General features: G+C 29.4%; 19 protein-coding genes. 13 read left to right on the forward strand and 6 right to left on the reverse strand.

From position 1 onward, the window contains the following. The first annotated feature begins 159 nt into the window (after positions 1–159). The 12 genes from metW to CR143_RS05535 all read left to right on the forward strand — a co-directional run bounded on the left by metW (position 160) and on the right by CR143_RS05535 (position 8,677). Positions 160–762, forward strand: coding sequence for a methionine biosynthesis protein MetW (gene metW / locus CR143_RS05480; protein WP_099340818.1), 603 nt, complete (start codon positions 160–162; stop codon positions 760–762). A gap of 13 nt (positions 763–775) precedes the next feature. Further along, on the forward strand, positions 776–1,537 hold the full coding sequence (gloB, locus tag CR143_RS05485) for a hydroxyacylglutathione hydrolase (protein WP_099340819.1): 762 nt from the start codon (positions 776–778) through the stop codon (positions 1,535–1,537). An 82-nt stretch (positions 1,538–1,619) separates the two neighbouring features. Beyond that, positions 1,620–2,027: a 50S ribosomal protein L21 gene (gene rplU, locus CR143_RS05490; RefSeq protein ID WP_099340820.1), complete on the forward strand. Its 408-nt coding sequence runs from the start codon at positions 1,620–1,622 to the stop codon at positions 2,025–2,027. 10 nt (positions 2,028–2,037) lie between these two features. Then, positions 2,038–2,292, forward strand: coding sequence for a 50S ribosomal protein L27 (rpmA, locus tag CR143_RS05495; protein ID WP_017969825.1), 255 nt, complete (start codon positions 2,038–2,040; stop codon positions 2,290–2,292). A gap of 53 nt (positions 2,293–2,345) precedes the next feature. After that, the gene (obgE, locus tag CR143_RS05500; RefSeq protein ID WP_099340821.1) at positions 2,346–3,314 is read left to right on the forward strand and encodes a GTPase ObgE; all 969 of its coding nucleotides are present in this window, start codon (positions 2,346–2,348) and stop codon (positions 3,312–3,314) included. Beyond that, positions 3,315–4,427, forward strand: a complete 1,113-nt coding sequence (gene proB, locus CR143_RS05505) for a glutamate 5-kinase (RefSeq protein WP_099340822.1) — start codon at positions 3,315–3,317, stop codon at positions 4,425–4,427. A 4-nt stretch (positions 4,428–4,431) separates the two neighbouring features. Beyond that, complete coding sequence (locus tag CR143_RS05510; protein WP_099340823.1) at positions 4,432–5,694, forward strand: glutamate-5-semialdehyde dehydrogenase; 1,263 nt, start codon at positions 4,432–4,434, stop codon at positions 5,692–5,694. Between the two features lie 18 nt (positions 5,695–5,712). Then, positions 5,713–6,276, forward strand: coding sequence for a nicotinate (nicotinamide) nucleotide adenylyltransferase (nadD, locus tag CR143_RS05515; protein WP_099340824.1), 564 nt, complete (start codon positions 5,713–5,715; stop codon positions 6,274–6,276). Continuing rightward, entirely contained in the window at positions 6,266–6,622 is a 357-nt protein-coding gene (rsfS, locus tag CR143_RS05520; RefSeq protein ID WP_099340825.1) for a ribosome silencing factor, read from the forward strand. The genes nadD and rsfS overlap by 11 nt, the downstream gene beginning before the upstream one ends. Further along, positions 6,622–7,065 (forward strand): 23S rRNA (pseudouridine(1915)-N(3))-methyltransferase RlmH, encoded by a 444-nt coding sequence (locus CR143_RS05525; protein ID WP_099340826.1) that lies wholly within the window; start codon positions 6,622–6,624, stop codon positions 7,063–7,065. The genes rsfS and CR143_RS05525 overlap by 1 nt, the downstream gene beginning before the upstream one ends. Before the next feature lie 2 nt (positions 7,066–7,067). After that, positions 7,068–8,213 (forward strand): S41 family peptidase, encoded by a 1,146-nt coding sequence (locus CR143_RS05530; RefSeq protein WP_099340827.1) that lies wholly within the window; start codon positions 7,068–7,070, stop codon positions 8,211–8,213. After that, complete coding sequence (locus CR143_RS05535; RefSeq protein ID WP_099340828.1) at positions 8,210–8,677, forward strand: RNA pyrophosphohydrolase; 468 nt, start codon at positions 8,210–8,212, stop codon at positions 8,675–8,677. The genes CR143_RS05530 and CR143_RS05535 overlap by 4 nt, the downstream gene beginning before the upstream one ends. Here the strand turns inward: CR143_RS05535 and atpC are convergent. The 6 genes from atpC to priA all read right to left on the reverse strand — a co-directional run bounded on the left by atpC (position 8,674) and on the right by priA (position 15,515). Next, a complete protein-coding gene (gene atpC, locus CR143_RS05540) occupies positions 8,674–9,066 on the reverse strand; it encodes an ATP synthase F1 subunit epsilon (RefSeq protein WP_099340829.1) in 393 nt (130 codons plus the stop codon). The two genes, CR143_RS05535 and atpC, sit on opposite strands and share 4 nt — an antisense overlap. 5 nt (positions 9,067–9,071) lie before the next feature. Further along, on the reverse strand, positions 9,072–10,496 hold the full coding sequence (gene atpD, locus CR143_RS05545; RefSeq protein ID WP_099340830.1) for a F0F1 ATP synthase subunit beta: 1,425 nt from the start codon (positions 10,494–10,496) through the stop codon (positions 9,072–9,074). A gap of 7 nt (positions 10,497–10,503) precedes the next feature. Next, complete coding sequence (locus tag CR143_RS05550; protein WP_099340831.1) at positions 10,504–11,388, reverse strand: F0F1 ATP synthase subunit gamma; 885 nt, start codon at positions 11,386–11,388, stop codon at positions 10,504–10,506. Further along, the gene (gene atpA / locus CR143_RS05555; protein ID WP_099340832.1) at positions 11,388–12,923 is read right to left on the reverse strand and encodes a F0F1 ATP synthase subunit alpha; all 1,536 of its coding nucleotides are present in this window, start codon (positions 12,921–12,923) and stop codon (positions 11,388–11,390) included. The genes CR143_RS05550 and atpA overlap by 1 nt, the downstream gene beginning before the upstream one ends. Positions 12,924–12,925: 2 nt before the next feature. Further along, on the reverse strand, positions 12,926–13,456 hold the full coding sequence (gene atpH / locus CR143_RS05560) for an ATP synthase F1 subunit delta (RefSeq protein WP_099340833.1): 531 nt from the start codon (positions 13,454–13,456) through the stop codon (positions 12,926–12,928). Between the two features lie 91 nt (positions 13,457–13,547). Then, positions 13,548–15,515 carry a replication restart helicase PriA gene (gene priA / locus CR143_RS05565; protein WP_099340834.1) on the reverse strand — a complete coding sequence of 656 codons (1,968 nt, stop codon included), beginning with the start codon at positions 15,513–15,515 and terminating at the stop codon, positions 13,548–13,550. Between the two features lie 54 nt (positions 15,516–15,569). Between priA and fsa the strand changes: the two genes are divergently transcribed. Further along, positions 15,570–16,223: a fructose-6-phosphate aldolase gene (gene fsa / locus CR143_RS05570; RefSeq protein ID WP_099340835.1), complete on the forward strand. Its 654-nt coding sequence runs from the start codon at positions 15,570–15,572 to the stop codon at positions 16,221–16,223.

A 16,223-nucleotide genomic window follows, 5' to 3' on the forward strand; every position in this document is an offset into this window, starting at 1 on the left:
AAATTTTTAAAACTAGCAAAAAGATCATTAACAAAACCGAATAAATTGACAATAAATTATGCCTACGATAAAAACCATTTGCGCTGATTTACCGAATTGCGAGCGCACATAAACTGCTAAAGAGGTAAAAAATCACTTAAAAGTGTTTTTTTAATTTAGATGAAATTAGAGTCAAAAATAGTAATAGATTTTATAAAACCATTCACAAAAGTTCTTGATGTTGGTTGTGGAGATGGAAGTATTCTTCTACATTTAAAAAAAGAAAAAAAAATTGATGCTCGAGGGATTGAGATTGATCACGAAAAGGTCAAAGAAAGCTTAAGTAAAGGTCTTTCTGTTGTAGAGGGAGATGCTGAAAAAGATTTAATTAACTATCCAGATCAATCTTTTGATTACGTAATTTTAACTCAAACTTTACAAGCTTTTTATAAACCTAGAAAAGTTTTACATGAACTTTTGAGAATTGGCAAAAATGCAATTGTCTCTATTCCAAATTTTGGATATTGGAAAGTTAGACTTAGTTTACTGCTTAAAGGAAGAATGCCAGTTACAAAAACTTTACCTAACACATGGCATGACACACCTAATTTACATATGTGCACTATTAAAGATTTTTTTGATTTATGTAATTCTGACGAGATTGATATAATTAAATCAATTGCAGTTACACAAAATCGTTCTTCCAAAATTTCAAGCTTTAATTTAGAGATTAAAAATCTCTATTCTGAATTTGGTATTTTTTTAATTAGTAAAAAAAATTAATTTTTATTTAATTATGGATATTCATATTATTCCATGCCTCAAAGATAATTATGCATATATTGTGGAAAATAAAAAAACTAAAAATGCCTGTGTAATTGATCCGTCTGAAAGTGCGCCTATTAAAGATTTCTTAAATAAAAATAAATTAAATCTAAAATTTATTTTAAATACGCACCATCATGCTGATCATGTAGGTGGTAACTTAGAACTTAAAAAAGAATTTAATTCAAAAATATTAGGTTTTGAAAAAGATAAGGAGAGAATACCAGGAATTGATATTGTTTTAAAAAATAGACAAATTTGGAATTTTGAAAACTCTGATGTTTTAATAGAACATGTTCCTGGCCATACCTCTGGTCATATATTTTATTATTTTAAAAATGAAGAGGCAGCATTTACTGGGGATACTTTATTTTCTTTTGGATGCGGAAGATTATTTGAAGGTTCTTATTTAGAGATGGTAAATTCTTTAAAGAAAATTAAATCATTACCATCTAAAACTAAAATATTTTGTGGACATGAATATACAATGAGTAATTTAAAATTCTGTATAGAAATAGATAAAAATAATGCTGAATTAAAAAAAAAGTATAATCAAATAAGTAATAATATAAAAAATAAATTACCTAGTGTGCCTTCTGATTTAAGTGATGAAATGAATTTAAATATTTTTTTAAAATTTGATGATTATAAGTTTAAAAAGCAATTAGGATTTCAAGATCTTAATGAAGTAGATTTTTTCAAGAAGATTAGAGATTTAAAAGATAACTTCTAAAAACCAATACCCTTAAGCATAATCACAATCTTGACAAGCTAAGGTGGCTATATATATTGCCCAGACTTAAAAGAAATTACATATGACCTTTGCAGTAATCAAAACCGGCGGCAAACAATATAAAGTGTCAGCTAACGATACTATTAGAATTGAGAAGCTAGATGATAAAGCTGGTAAAAAATTTGAATTCAAAGAAGTTCTTTTAACCACTGATAATACGACAACTGAAATAGGTTCTCCAATGATTGATGGAGCATATGTTGAGGCAGAACTTTTAAAACAAGCAAGAAATGACAAAGTTATAATTTTTAAAAAAAGAAGAAGACAAAATTCGAGAAGAAAACGTGGGCATAGACAACATGTTTCAATAGTGAAAATTTTAAAAATTTATGGTAAAAGTGGTAAACTTTTAGCTGAGGCTAAAAATACAAATACTGAAACTAAAACTTTAGAAAAAAAAGTTGAAAATAAAACTACGGCTAAAAAATAGATAATAAAAAATGGCAACAAAAAAAGCTGGTGGATCGACGAAAAACGGACGCGATAGCGCTGGTAGGCGATTAGGCGTTAAAAAATTTGGTGGTCAATCTGTAATAGCAGGAAATATTATTATGAGACAGAGAGGAACAAAAATGTTCCCTGGTGATAATGTTGGTATGGGAAAAGATCATACCATTTTTTCAAAAGTTAACGGCGTAGTAAAATTCGAGACGAAAAAACTCGGTAGAACTTACATTTCAGTAATCCCTCAATAAACTCAGTTTATTTTTAAACTGAGATTTTTATTAATAATCAATAATATGTTTGTATGAAATTTTTAGATCAAGTTAAAATTATGATAAAGGCCGGTGATGGAGGAAATGGCTGTGTTGCCTTCCGAAGAGAAAAATTTATTGAATTTGGTGGCCCATACGGAGGTGATGGTGGTGATGGAGGATCAATAATCGTCAAAGCAGTGAATGGTTTAAATACTTTGGTTGATTATCGTTTTGCTCAACATCATAAGGCTCAAAATGGATTTAATGGTTCTGGAAATAATAAAAGAGGACTATCAGGAAAAGATTTGATTTTGAAAGTACCAGTTGGAACTCAAATATATGAGGAAGATCAAAAAACATTACTTTTTGATCTAGTAAAAGAAGATCAAGAATACGTTTTAGCTAGAGGTGGTCAGGGTGGACTTGGTAATTCAAAGTTTAAAAGTTCAACCAATAGATCTCCAAGAAAATTTACTTATGGAAAAAAAGGCGAAGAATTTATAGTTTGGCTTGAATTAAAATTGATTGCTGATGTTGGAATTATTGGTTTTCCAAATGCCGGAAAATCTAGTCTTCTCTCAATATCAACAAGAGCTAGACCAAAGATTGCTAATTATCCTTTTACAACTTTAAACCCAAATCTTGGAGTAGTTTTTATTGATAATAAAGAAATAATTATTGCCGATATACCAGGTTTAATTGAAGGAGCTCATAGTGGCTCAGGCTTAGGTGATAAATTTTTAAAACATATCGAAAGATGCAAAAGCATTATTCATATGATTGATATTAATGAAGATGATTTAGTAGAAAAATATAAGATTATTAGAAATGAACTTAAAGAATTCAATCCGGATTTAATAAAAAAGAGAGAACTTATTGTATTTAATAAGATTGATTTAATAGATGAAAAAGAAAAAAAAGAGAAAATAATGAATTTTACTAAAAAAATTAAGAAAAAAGTTTATGATATATCCGTTGAAAGAAACATTAATGTAAAAAATTTATTGCGAGCTATCTAAATGGATATTTTGAAATATAAAACAATTGTAATAAAAATAGGTTCGAGCCTGATTGTTGATGGAAAAAATAAAATAAAAAAAAATTGGTTCAATAAGTTAATAGAGGATATCTATTTTTTAATAAAAAAAAATAAACAAGTTATTATTGTATCTTCTGGTGCAATAGCTCTTGGTTGTGATTTATTAAAAATAAATAAAAAAAATACAAAATTAAGCCAATTTCAAGCAATAGCTGCTATTGGTCAAATCGAATTAATTAACCTTTTTAAAAAAGGATTTGAAAAAAAAAAGATTAAAATTTCTCAAATATTACTCACCTTAGAAGACACAGAAGAGAGAAGAAGATCATTAAATGCCAAAGAAACAATCAATAACTTATTAAGAATGTCTGTGATACCAATTGTTAATGAGAACGATACAGTTGCAACTTCTGAGATAAGATACGGTGATAACGACAGACTAGCCGCTCGGGTTGCTCAAATATGTAATGCTGATTGCTTGATCATGCTTTCAGACATAGATGGACTTTATTCTGCAGACCCAAAAAAAAATAAAGATGCTAAAATAATTAAAAAAGTAACTTCTATTGATAAATCTATTGAAGCACTTGCTTCTGAAAGTATAAGTTCTTATGGAACAGGTGGAATGATTACTAAAATTAAAGCTGCAAAAATTTGTATTCAATCTGGTTGTGATATGATTTTAACAAGCGGGGTGATTAATAATCCAATAAAAAATCTTATAAAAAATAAAAATTTCACTTTATTTGAGTCTCAATCATCGACTCTAAGTGCAAAAAAACAATGGATATTAAATTCAATTTCTACCAAAGGATCAATTATGATTGATGATGGTGCGGAAAAAGCATTAAAAAATGGAAAAAGCCTTTTGCCAATAGGAGTAACAGCGGTAGAGGGGAATTTTAGCCGTGGTGATGCAGTTTATATTATAAATTCTAAGAATAAGCGTATTGCAACAGGTATTAGTGCTTATTCAAGTTTAGATGCTAAAAAAATTATTGGTTTTAAAACTGATAAAATTAAGGAAATATTAGGCTACGTTAGCCGGGGTGAAATGGTTCACATAGACAATTTAGTTTATCAAGCTGAGTAAATTTATGATTAATAATTATTTAAATACGATTGGTTTAAATGCCTTAAAGGCATCAAAAGATTTATCATTATTAAATGAAAAAAAGAAAAACAAGGTTCTTATAGATTTTTATAAAAATCTTAAATTAAAAAAAAAAGATATCTTAAAAGCAAATATATCTGATGTATCAAAAGCGAAAAAAAAGGGCCTTGGTAAAAATTTAATTGATCGACTTATTCTTAATGACAATAAAATTAATTATATAATTAGATCCATTCAGGAGGTTATTAAACTTAAAGACCCAACACAAAAAATAATATCAAAATGGAAAAGACCTAATGGAATGATTATTAGTAAATACACGGTACCTATTGGTGTTATTGGAGTAATATATGAATCTAGACCTAACGTGACTTCAGATATTGCAATTCTATGTTTTAAATCTGGAAATGCAGTGATTTTAAGAGGTGGTAGCGAAGCTATTCATACAAATAAAGTTATTTCTGAATGTTTCAGAAAATCATTAAAGAAGAATAAAATTAATGAAAATTGTGTTCAATTAATTAATAATACAAATAGAAAATTAGTTGATTACATGCTTTCAAGTATGGATAAATTTATTGATGTTATCATTCCAAGAGGAGGAAAAAACTTAGTAAAAAAAGTTCAAACCACCTCCAATGTTCCAACTATTGGTCATTTGGAAGGTTTATGTCATGTCTACATTGATAAATATGCTGATTTAAACATGGCAAAAAAAATTACCCTTAATGCTAAAATGAGAAATACTAGTATATGCGGGGCTGCAGAAACTTTATTAATTGATAAGGCATGTATAAAAACTCACTTAAATCCAATATTGCAATTATTGAGTATTAGTGGATGTAGAATTATTGGCGATAAAATTACTAAAAAAAATTACATAGGTTCTAATATTGATCTAGCAACCGAAAAAGATTGGAAAACAGAGTACCTTGACTCTTTAATTTCAGTAAAAATTGTAAATGGAGTTGAAGAAGCAATCACTCACATTAATAAATACGGAACTCAACATACAGATACTATTGTGACAAATAATAAAAAAAATGCTTCATTATTTTTATCTAGTGTAAATAGTGCAATAGTTTTGCATAATGCTTCTACTCAATTTGCAGATGGGAATGAATTTGGCTTTGGCGCAGAAGTAGGAATATCCACCACCAAATTACATCCTCGCGGACCAGTTGGACTTGAGCAACTAGTAACTTATAAATATCTAGTAAAAGGTAATGGACAAATTAGACCTTAACCTTTTTGTAAAATTATAATGAAAATTGGTATTCTTGGTGGAACTTTTGATCCCCCCCATATTGGACATTTAAATATTTCCCTAGAGGCAATTAAAAGATTTCACTTAAATAAAGTTATATGGCTTATTACCAAAAAAAATCCTTTAAAAAAAAACAATTCATCAAACGATATTTTGCACAGAATAAAATTATGCAATGATTTTATAAAAAAAAATAAGAATGTAATTAAAGTTCAATATACTGAAGAAAAAACAGAATCTAATTTTTTATTTGATAATATAAACTATATAATCAACAAATCCTTTAATCATAAATATTATTTTATAATGGGAGCTGATAGTTTTATTAAATTTAATCAATGGAAAAAATATAATGAGATTTTAAATAAGCTATCTATCATCATCATTAATAGGCCTGAATTCTCAATAAAATCATTAAATTCAATAGCTGCAAAAAAGCTCGAAAAATATAAATCTTTAAACCTAATTTCAAAAGATAAACAACATAGATGGTATTTTTTAAGTACAAAAGGTATGAATGTTTCATCATCAAAAATAAAAAAAACAATTAATGCAAGTTAAAAAAAAAGAAGTCCTTCTCAAAGAAATAATTAAAATTCTTGATGATAATAAAGCAAAAAACATAGTAACTATTAATCTTGCAAATAAGAGTTCTATTGCTGACTATATGATTGTTGCGAGCGGAACGTCTTCTAGACACATTCAGTCTGTTTCTGAAAATACCATTGAAGAACTTAAAAAAATGGGAATTAAAGGTTGTAAAATAGAAGGAAAAGATAGTGACAACTGGAAACTAATTGATGCAATAGATGTCATAATTCATATTTTTCACCAAGAGCAAAGAAAAAATTATGAATTAGAAAAAATGTGGGAAGATATTATTCCAAATCAAAAAATTTTTGTTTAATGAAAATAAAAATTCTTTGTTTAGGCAGATTAAACAAGAATGAGGAAAATGAGTTATGCAAAAGGTATGAGAGCAGACTTAAAACTTTAAAAAATAGCGGAATTACTAGTTTTGGAATTGAACATATATCTAAAAAAGAACTTGAAAATATAATTAAAGATAAAAAACAAAAAAAAATTATATTTCTTAGTGAAAATGGCCAAAATTTTAATACTGAAAATTTTTGTAAAAAACTTAGTAAATTAATCAGTTCTTCCATTAAGGAAACGCTATTTATTATTGGAGAGCCCGAAGGTTTTAAAAAAAATTTAAATAAAGAAAACTTTGAGGAAATATGCCTTAGTAAACTGACTTTTACACACTCTTTAGCCAGAGTAATCCTAACTGAACAAATTTACAGATCCGCTACAATTATGGTAAACCATCCTTACCACAGACAATAATAATGAAAAAAATTTCCATACTACTTACATTTTTATTTTTAAATATATTTTCACATAACGCTTTTTCTCAAAAAAAAGATGCTCTCTATGAAAAATTAGATTTGTTTGGAGATATTCTTGAAACAATCAATAATGAATATTTTAAACAAATTAATGAAGGTGAAGTAATCGATGGAGCAATAAATGGGATGCTGCAGTCTCTAGATCCTTACTCTTCATATATGAGTCCTAAAACTTTTAAGAATATGAATACAGAAACCAAAGGTGAATTTGGTGGTCTTGGAATTGAAGTTACAATGGAAGGCGGGCTTGTTAAAGTAATAACTCCAATTGATGATACACCGGCTGACAAAGCAGGAATAAAATCTGGAGATTACATTATTAAGTTAGACGATAAACAAGTCAAAGGCCTTACTTTGGACGAGGCAGTAAATACTATGCGTGGCAAAAGTGGAACTTCCATCACATTAACTATTAGAAGAATAAATGTTAGTGAACCAATAACTGTAAAGATAGTTAGAGAAATAATTAAAACTAAATCAGTTATTTCTGAAGTAAAAGAAAATATTGGTTATTTAAGGTTAAGATCTTTTAATGAAAAAAGTGGTGATGAATTAATAGATAAAATTAAAGAAATAAAACGAAATAATACAAATATTGCTGGATACATTTTGGATTTAAGAAATAACCCTGGCGGTCTTCTATCGCAGGCAATTAAAATATCAGATGCATTTTTAGATAGTGGAGAAATTGTTTCTACAAAAGGAAGAGATCCTCGAGACATAAAAATTTATAATTCAAAAAAAGGTGATGAAACTAACGGAAAGCCTCTTATTGTTTTAATTAACCAAGGTTCAGCTTCTGCATCAGAGATAGTTGCGGGTGCTTTAAAAGATCATAAGCGTGCAATTGTTATTGGTGAAAAATCTTTTGGCAAAGGTTCTGTGCAATCGATTATGCCTTTATCTAATGGAGGTGGATTGAGATTAACTACAGCTAAATACTATCTTCCAAGTGGTGAAACAATTGAGGAAATTGGTGTTCTTCCAGACATCAAAGTTGAACAACAGAAAGATAATTTTAAAATTAATGATCCCATCAACGATAATCAATTAATTTATGCTCTCAAGCTCTTAAAAGTTTCATGAAAGGCTTAGAAAATCTTCCATACAGAAAAGGTGTAGGGATAATGTTACTTAATCAAGAAGCTAAGGTTTTTATTGGAAAAAGAATTGATAATACAAAAGCTTGGCAAATGCCTCAAGGTGGTGTTGACCATAAAGAAGATATAGAAAGTGCAGCTAAAAGAGAGCTTAAAGAAGAAACAGGAATTACATCAATAGAGATTATTAAAAAATCAGAAAAAGAATTTATTTATGATTTGCCCAATGAACTGCTTGGAAAAATATGGGATGGGAAATATAAAGGACAGAAACAAACTTGGTTTCTTATAAAATTTACAGGGGATCAAAGTGAAATCAATATTAAGCAAAAAAAAGCAGAATTTTATGATTGGCGTTGGACTGATCCTTTGGAACTTCCTAAATTAATAGTTCCTTTTAAAAAAAAACTTTACGAACAAGTTATAGAAGAGTTTAAAACTTATCTTTAAGACTTCAGATTATTAATCTGTTCAATGATTTGATTATTTAAGTAGACTTCCTCATCAGAAATTTCTTTATTATTTAATTTCTTTTCTGCATTTTGTTTTAACTTTTGCAGCTCTTCACTTTGAAATGCTGTGCTATCAAAAAAATTATCTAATAAAATACTTAGTTTATTATTAGAAAATTCTACAGTACCCCCAGTTGAAAAAAATGTATCTGAGTCATTTCCACTCTTTGCGATAATTTTTCCAGGTTTAAGAAAGGTTATTAAAGAAATATGATCTTTAAATATTTCCATATCCCCCTCTATTCCTGAAACAACAACGCTATCAACTGCTTTAGAATAGGCGACTTGCTTCGGGGTTACGATTTCTAAATGAATATTATCTGCCATTTAAATTAAGCTGCAGCATCTTTTGCCATTTTTTCTGCTTTAGCTACTGCCTCTTCAATTGTTCCAACCATATAAAATGCGGACTCTGGCAAGTGATCATACTGGCCTTTGCAAATTGCATCAAACCCTTTAATTGTTGATTGAAGATCAACTAATTTTCCTGGAGAACCTGTGAAGACCTCCGCAACAAAGAAGGGTTGCGATAAAAATCTTTGGATCTTTCTTGCTCTTGATACTACTAATTTATCCTCTTCAGATAACTCGTCCATACCCAAAATTGCTATAATATCTTGTAAAGATTTATAGTTTTGTAAAATTTTTTGAACCTCCCTTGCAACTCGATAATGTTCCTCACCAACAATTCTAGGATCGAGAATTCTTGATGTTGAGTCTAGAGGATCCACTGCTGGATAAATTCCAAGCTCAGCAATTTGTCTTGATAAAACTGTTGTCGCATCTAGGTGTGAGAACGAAGTTGCTGGAGCAGGGTCCGTTAAGTCATCCGCAGGAACGTAAATCGCCTGCACGGAGGTAATAGATCCTTTGCTTGTTGTAGTAATTCTTTCTTGTAGGTTACCCATGTCTGTTGCTAATGTTGGCTGATATCCCACAGCAGAAGGAATTCGACCAAGTAAAGCAGAAACTTCTGATCCAGCCTGTGTGAATCTGAAAATATTATCTACAAAGAAAAGAACGTCTTGACCTTCTTTGTCCCTAAAATATTCAGCAAGTGTTAATCCTGATAATGCAACACGAGCTCTTGCTCCAGGAGGTTCGTTCATTTGTCCATAAACTAATGCAGCCTTAGATCCTGGACCATCAGTTTTAATAACGCCCGACTCTATCATTTCGTGATACAAATCATTTCCTTCTCTTGTTCTTTCTCCAACTCCCGCAAATACTGAATATCCACCGTGAGCTTTTGCAACGTTGTTAATTAATTCCATAATCAAAACTGTTTTTCCAACTCCAGCTCCACCAAACAATCCAATTTTTCCTCCTCGAGAATACGGTGCAAGTAAATCAACTACTTTAATTCCTGTGACCAGAACTTCTGTTTCTGTTGATTGCTCAACATAGGCTGGTGCTGACCTATGAATTGGCCAATTTTCTTTTGTTTTTAATGGACCCTTTTGGTCAATTGGTTCGCCAATGACATTAATAATTCTTCCTAATGTTTCTGGACCAACAGGAACAGTAATTGGTTTTCCAGTGTTTGTAACTTTATCACCTCTTTTTAATCCCTCTGTTGTATCCATTGCAATAGTTCTAACTGTATTTTCTCCAAGATGTTGAGCAACCTCTAAAACTACTCTTAATCCGTTATTATCGCACTCAAGTGCAGTTAAAATTTCAGGTAAATCCTTATCAAATTTTACGTCGACAACCGCTCCAATAACCTGAACTATTTTTCCAAATTTATTTTCCATAATTCTCCTATAAAGATTCAGCTCCAGAAATAATTTCTATTAACTCTTTAGTAATCACCGCTTGTCTTGTTCTGTTATAATTAATTGTAAGTTTAGCAATTAAATCCCCAGCGTTTCTAGTTGCATTATCCATGGCAGTCATTCTCGAGCCTTGCTCACTGGCTTGATTTTCTAAAAAAGCTGCATAAATCTGCGTTGCAATATTTTTTGGTAAAAGGTTTTCTAAAATTTCATTTTCATCTGGCTCATACTCATATTCACTATTACTTGCTAAAGATTGTTGATTTAATTTTTGTTCAATTGAAACTGGAATTAATTGTTGTGCTTGAGGTATCTGAGAAATAACACTTTTAAATTGATTATAAAACAAAGTACAAATATCAAATTCATTTCTAGCAAATAGATTTAATATTTTATCAGTAATTTCTTGTGCTTTCCCAAAAGAGATAACTTTTTCATCCTTTAAAGATATTTTATCGATAATGTATTGATTATACTTTCTCTTCAATTGATCATTGGCTTTGCTTCCAACAACAATAACTTTTAAATTTTTTCTTTCATTTAATATTTTTTCAAAAAAAACTTTCGCTTTTCTGCAAATATTTGTATTAAAACCACCACATAATCCTCGATCAGAACTTAAAACTACACAAAGATGAGTTTCATTCTTTTGATTGCCTACTAATAATTTTGGTGCTGAGTCCATATCGGTTACCGAATTTTTTAAATTTGATATTATAGAATTTAACTTCTCCAAATAAGGCCTTGCATTCTCTGCATTTTGTTGGGCTTTTCTAAGTTTAGCAGCAGCAACCATTTTCATTGCCTTTGTTATTTTTTGTGTAGATTTGACGCTACTAATTCTATTTCTTAAAAACTTTAAGCTAGCCATTATTTTTGAAAACCTTTCTTAAATTCAGTAATAAATAATTTTAACTTCTCTTCATTAGATTCATCAATTTTTCCTGAAGATTTAATATTATTTAATATATCTGGAGCTTCTGATTTTATTTTTGATAAAAGTTTTTTCTCAAAAGATTTAATTTGATTAAGCTCAACATCGTCTAAGAATCCTTTCACCCCTGAAAAAATTGAAACGACCTGCTCTTCTACCTTTAAAGGTGAGTACTGATCTTGTTTTAATAATTCAGTTAATTTTGATCCACGATTTAATAATTTTTGAGTGGCAAGATCTAAATCTGATCCGAACTGAGCAAATGCGGCCATTTCACGATATTGGGCAAGCTCAAGTTTAATTGAACCAGAAACTTGTTTCATTGCTTTAATTTGCGCTGCAGATCCAACCCTAGAAACTGATATACCGACATTAACTGCAGGTCTTACGCCCTTATAAAAAAGTTCTGTTTCTAAAAATATTTGTCCATCAGTAATAGAAATAACGTTTGTTGGAATATAAGCAGATACATCACTTGCTTGCGTTTCAATAATTGGTAATGCTGTAAGCGATCCTCCACCATATTTATCATTCAATTTTGCAGCTCTTTCAAGCAATCTACTATGAAGATAAAAAACATCCCCTGGAAAAGCCTCTCGTCCTGGAGGTCTACGCAAAAGTAATGACATCTGTCTATAAGCAACTGCTTGTTTCGATAAATCATCATACACGATAAGAGCGTGCATTCCGTTATCTCTGAAATATTCCCCCATTGTGCATCCTGTATATGGAGCTAAAAATTGTAATGGTGCTGGATCCGATGCTGTTGCTGCAACAACGATTGTATATTCCATTGCTCCAGCCTCCTCCAATGTTTTTACGATTTGAGCAACACTTGATCTTTTTTGTCCAATAGCAACATAAATACAGTAAAGTTTTTTACTTTCATCATTAGATTTATTAATTTCTTTTTGATTAATAATAGTATCGATTGCAATTGCCGTTTTTCCAGTTTGTCTGTCCCCAATAATTAATTCGCGTTGTCCTCTTCCAACAGGAATTAAACTATCAATAGCTTTTAGTCCTGTTTGCATCGGCTCATTTACTGATTTTCTTGGAATAATGCCTGGCGCTTTGATCTCGACTCTTTTTCGCTCTGCATTTTTATCAATAGGGCCTTTTCCATCTATTGGATTTCCCAATCCATCAACTACTCGGCCTAATAAAGATTTTCCAACTGCTACGTCAACGATCGAACCCGTTCTCTTAACTATATCGCCTTCTTTAATTTTTGAGTCATCTCCAAAAATAACTACCCCAACATTTTCAGTTTCAAGGTTTAAAGCCATTCCCTTTGTACCCTCAGAAAACTGAACCATCTCCCCAGCCTGTACGTTATCTAATCCATAAACTCTGGCTATTCCATCACCTACTGTTAAAACTTGACCAACTTCTGAAACCTCAACTTCAGTCCCAAAATTTTTGATTTGATCTTTTAAAATATTAGTAATTTCAGAAGGATTAATTTTCATTTTTATTTATTAAATAAATTATTTAATCTTGTTTTCGCAGAAGTATCAATCATTTTACTGCCAATTTGCAAAATTGAACCAACTAATAAAGACGGATCCACTGAGAAAGAAATATTGATTTTTTTTTTCAAAATATCGTCTAATTTTTTTGCTATATCAACTTTCTCACTATCTGAGATTGGATGAGATAATTTAAGCGTAGCTAAAACTTCACCTCTTTCATTTAATAGTAAATCAAAAAAATTGTTTACTATTTTTTCTAAATAAAAAAATCTTCTATTTTTATTAAGGACTTTTAAAAATCTTGAGAATAAATCTGAAAAAGTAAAATGCTTGCTCAAAGCATCAATTACATTATTAATAACTGAATATTTATGTGTTGGGTTCTTAATAAAATTTTTTAAATCTGAACTTTGATTTAATACTTCTTTTAACTTTAAAAAATCTTTTTCAAGAACATCTAAACTTTTAGCTTCATGAGCAAGTTTATATACTGCCTTAGCGTACCTTTGAGTTTCACTAAAAGTTTTCATAGATTTCTTTACTATTAACTTTAAAAGAAAAAACGTCACGTAACATGCGAAATTACACTAATCAAGTGTGATATTTTGCACTTTTTTAACTTTATTTAAAGTTTATTGGATCAACATCTACAGTTAGTGAAATATTTTTTTTAATTTTAATAGTTTTTAGCCAATCTTTTAAAAATTTTTGTGGGAATGCTTCTTGGGGGTATTTTAATAATAGTCTAGATCGATATTTTCCCTTTATAAGCGAAATAGAAGCGCTTACAGGGCCTAACAATAAAACATCTTTCATGTTTGGAATTTTATTTTTTAAATTTCTTGCACACTCATCAACATCAAATCTATTTTTTCCTGAAATAATAAAAGCAATAAGCTTTGTAAATGGTGGAAGATTAGATCTTTCACGAAATTTAATTTCATTTTCATAAAAAGCCAAAATATTCTTATCGCAGATTGATTTTAAAGTTTGGTTTTCTGGTTCAAAAGTTTGAAGATATACTGTTGAATTTTTCACCTCCCTTCCTGCTCTACCACTAAGCTGATTCATTAATTGAAATGTTTTTTCGGAGCTGCGAATATCATTTCCTAAAAAACTCATATCAGAATTAACAATTACGATGCAATTTAATTTTGGAAAATGGAAACCTTTAGAAATTAACTGAGTTCCTACAATAATATCAATTCTACCATCCTGAATACTTTCAAAAATATTTTTTGTGGCATCGTCGTTATGAATAAAATCACTAGAGAATAATTCTATTCGTTTATTAGGAAAAATTTCTCTAACCTCCTCAAATATTTTTTCAACACCTAGTCCATAAAAAGAAAATTTACAATTATCTCCTTCCTTACATTTTCTTTCTAAAGAAGCTTCGTGATTACAATAGTGACAAATTAATTTATTAGTTTCTTTATGATAAATTAAAGAAACTGAACAATTGGGGCAGTTAAAACGATATCCACACTTTGTACAAATAACAAATGTTGAATATCCACGTCTATTTAAAAAAAATAAAATTTGATTACCTTTTTCTAAAATATTTTTAAGTTCTGTAATAATAGACGGTGAAATAAATTTAGATTTAGGAGGGGGATTTTTTTTTAAATTTACAAATTTAACTTCTGGCAGCTGAGCGTCGCCATATCTTTTGTCTAGACTAATGTATGTAAATTTTTTGTTAATTGTATTGTAGTAGGTTTCAAGAGAAGGAGTGGCTGAAACTAAAATGACTGATATTTTTTTTATTGATGCCATTAAAACAGCCATGTCTCTAGCATTATAAATAACTTGATCTTCTTGTTTGTAAGACTGGTCATGCTCTTCATCTATGATAATTAATCCCAATTTTTTAAAAGGAAGAAATAAAGATGATCTGGCACCTAAAACTAAATTAATTTTATGATTAACAATTCCATTCCAAATCAATCTTTTATTCTTTTCAGAAATATCTGAATGCCACAATGCAGGATAATTTCCGAAATACTCCTTAAACCTTTCTTTAATTTGATTTGTTAATGCTATCTCCGGAAGCAATACTAAAACCTGATAACCTTTTTCCAGGAAATCTTTTATTTTTTGAAAATATATTAAAGTTTTACCTGAGCCTGTAATTCCATGGAGTAATACTGTTGAGAATTTATCAAAGGAAAGTTGATTATCCAGTATTTTAATAGCTTTCTTCTGACTCTCATCAAATTTAATATTTTTTTTTAATGAGTACTCGTAAGTTGATATATCTTTTTTTTTATTTGATAACTCTTTAAAAGCTTTTTTAAAAATAAATAATTTTAACGCTATTCCTAAATCAACTAAATTATATCGAGAAAATCTGTCTAAAAAAATTAAAGTTTCTTTGGATAAAGATACAAAATCAAATTTTTTTTTAATATCTTTAATCTTAATTGAGCTCTTAATTGGACTACCTTTTCCCCAGACAACCCCAATAATATCTTTGTTTTGAAAGGGAACTAAAACAAAATCTCCGGCCTTTACATTAATATCTTTTGGTACATTATATGTGAAAGGATAATCAAATTTTAACGGTAACAATACATCTAAAGTCATAAAAAAATTCTATTATTTGTTTATTTCTTACTATAAATTTTATAATCTAAATCCATGGAAATTTTTCTAGACTCATCGGATATTAAAGAAATTAGAGGATTAAACAAAGCTAATTTAATAGATGGTGTTACGACGAATCCTTCTTTGCTAGCAAGCGCAGGTACAGATTTTAAAATTTTGTTAAAAGAAATTTGTCATGAAATAAAAGGGCCTGTAAGTGCTGAGGTTACAGCGCCCGATGTTCCTTCAATGCTTAAAGAAGCAGATGTATTAAGAAAAATTGCAAAAAATATTGTAATAAAAGTTCCATTAACTTGGAATGGTTTGCAAGCATGCAATATACTTTCTGTAAAAAAAATTAAAGTAAATGTTACTTTATGTTTTTCGGCCTCACAGGCTTTGCTAGCTGCAAAGGCTGGCGCTACCTATATTTCACCATTCATTGGAAGATTAGATGATATCGGAGAGAATGGTATACAACTTATAGAAGATATTAAAAAAATTTTTAATAATTATAAAAATATAAAAACAAAAATTTTATCAGCATCTATTAGATCCGTTGATCATTTCAACGCAGTCGCAAGTATTGGATCAGATGTGGCGACAGTTCCAGTTAAAATTTTTAAAGAACTTTATAAACATCATCTTACTGATAAAGGCGTTGATATTTTTACCGCTGATTGGAAAAAATCAGGAATGAAAATTTAA

The sequence above is a fragment of the Candidatus Fonsibacter ubiquis genome, assembly GCF_002688585.1.
GTDB lineage: Bacteria > Pseudomonadota > Alphaproteobacteria > Pelagibacterales > Pelagibacteraceae > Fontibacterium > Fontibacterium commune.

Coding starts and splice junctions, on each gene's coding strand:
- obgE (WP_099340821.1), top strand. CDS start 2,346: ATGAAATTTTTAGATCAAGTTAAAATTATGATAAAGGCCGGTGATGGA.
- CR143_RS05510 (WP_099340823.1), top strand. CDS start 4,432: ATGATTAATAATTATTTAAATACGATTGGTTTAAATGCCTTAAAGGCA.
- atpD (WP_099340830.1), bottom strand. CDS start 10,496: ATGGAAAATAAATTTGGAAAAATAGTTCAGGTTATTGGAGCGGTTGTC.
- atpA (WP_099340832.1), bottom strand. CDS start 12,923: ATGAAAATTAATCCTTCTGAAATTACTAATATTTTAAAAGATCAAATC.
- fsa (WP_099340835.1), top strand. CDS start 15,570: ATGGAAATTTTTCTAGACTCATCGGATATTAAAGAAATTAGAGGATTA.
- rpmA (WP_017969825.1), top strand. CDS start 2,038: ATGGCAACAAAAAAAGCTGGTGGATCGACGAAAAACGGACGCGATAGC.
- proB (WP_099340822.1), top strand. CDS start 3,315: ATGGATATTTTGAAATATAAAACAATTGTAATAAAAATAGGTTCGAGC.
- priA (WP_099340834.1), bottom strand. CDS start 15,515: ATGACTTTAGATGTATTGTTACCGTTAAAATTTGATTATCCTTTCACA.
- metW (WP_099340818.1), top strand. CDS start 160: ATGAAATTAGAGTCAAAAATAGTAATAGATTTTATAAAACCATTCACA.
- CR143_RS05535 (WP_099340828.1), top strand. CDS start 8,210: ATGAAAGGCTTAGAAAATCTTCCATACAGAAAAGGTGTAGGGATAATG.
- rsfS (WP_099340825.1), top strand. CDS start 6,266: ATGCAAGTTAAAAAAAAAGAAGTCCTTCTCAAAGAAATAATTAAAATT.
- CR143_RS05525 (WP_099340826.1), top strand. CDS start 6,622: ATGAAAATAAAAATTCTTTGTTTAGGCAGATTAAACAAGAATGAGGAA.
- atpC (WP_099340829.1), bottom strand. CDS start 9,066: ATGGCAGATAATATTCATTTAGAAATCGTAACCCCGAAGCAAGTCGCC.
- rplU (WP_099340820.1), top strand. CDS start 1,620: ATGACCTTTGCAGTAATCAAAACCGGCGGCAAACAATATAAAGTGTCA.
- CR143_RS05550 (WP_099340831.1), bottom strand. CDS start 11,388: ATGGCTAGCTTAAAGTTTTTAAGAAATAGAATTAGTAGCGTCAAATCT.
- nadD (WP_099340824.1), top strand. CDS start 5,713: ATGAAAATTGGTATTCTTGGTGGAACTTTTGATCCCCCCCATATTGGA.
- CR143_RS05530 (WP_099340827.1), top strand. CDS start 7,068: ATGAAAAAAATTTCCATACTACTTACATTTTTATTTTTAAATATATTT.
- gloB (WP_099340819.1), top strand. CDS start 776: ATGGATATTCATATTATTCCATGCCTCAAAGATAATTATGCATATATT.
- atpH (WP_099340833.1), bottom strand. CDS start 13,456: ATGAAAACTTTTAGTGAAACTCAAAGGTACGCTAAGGCAGTATATAAA.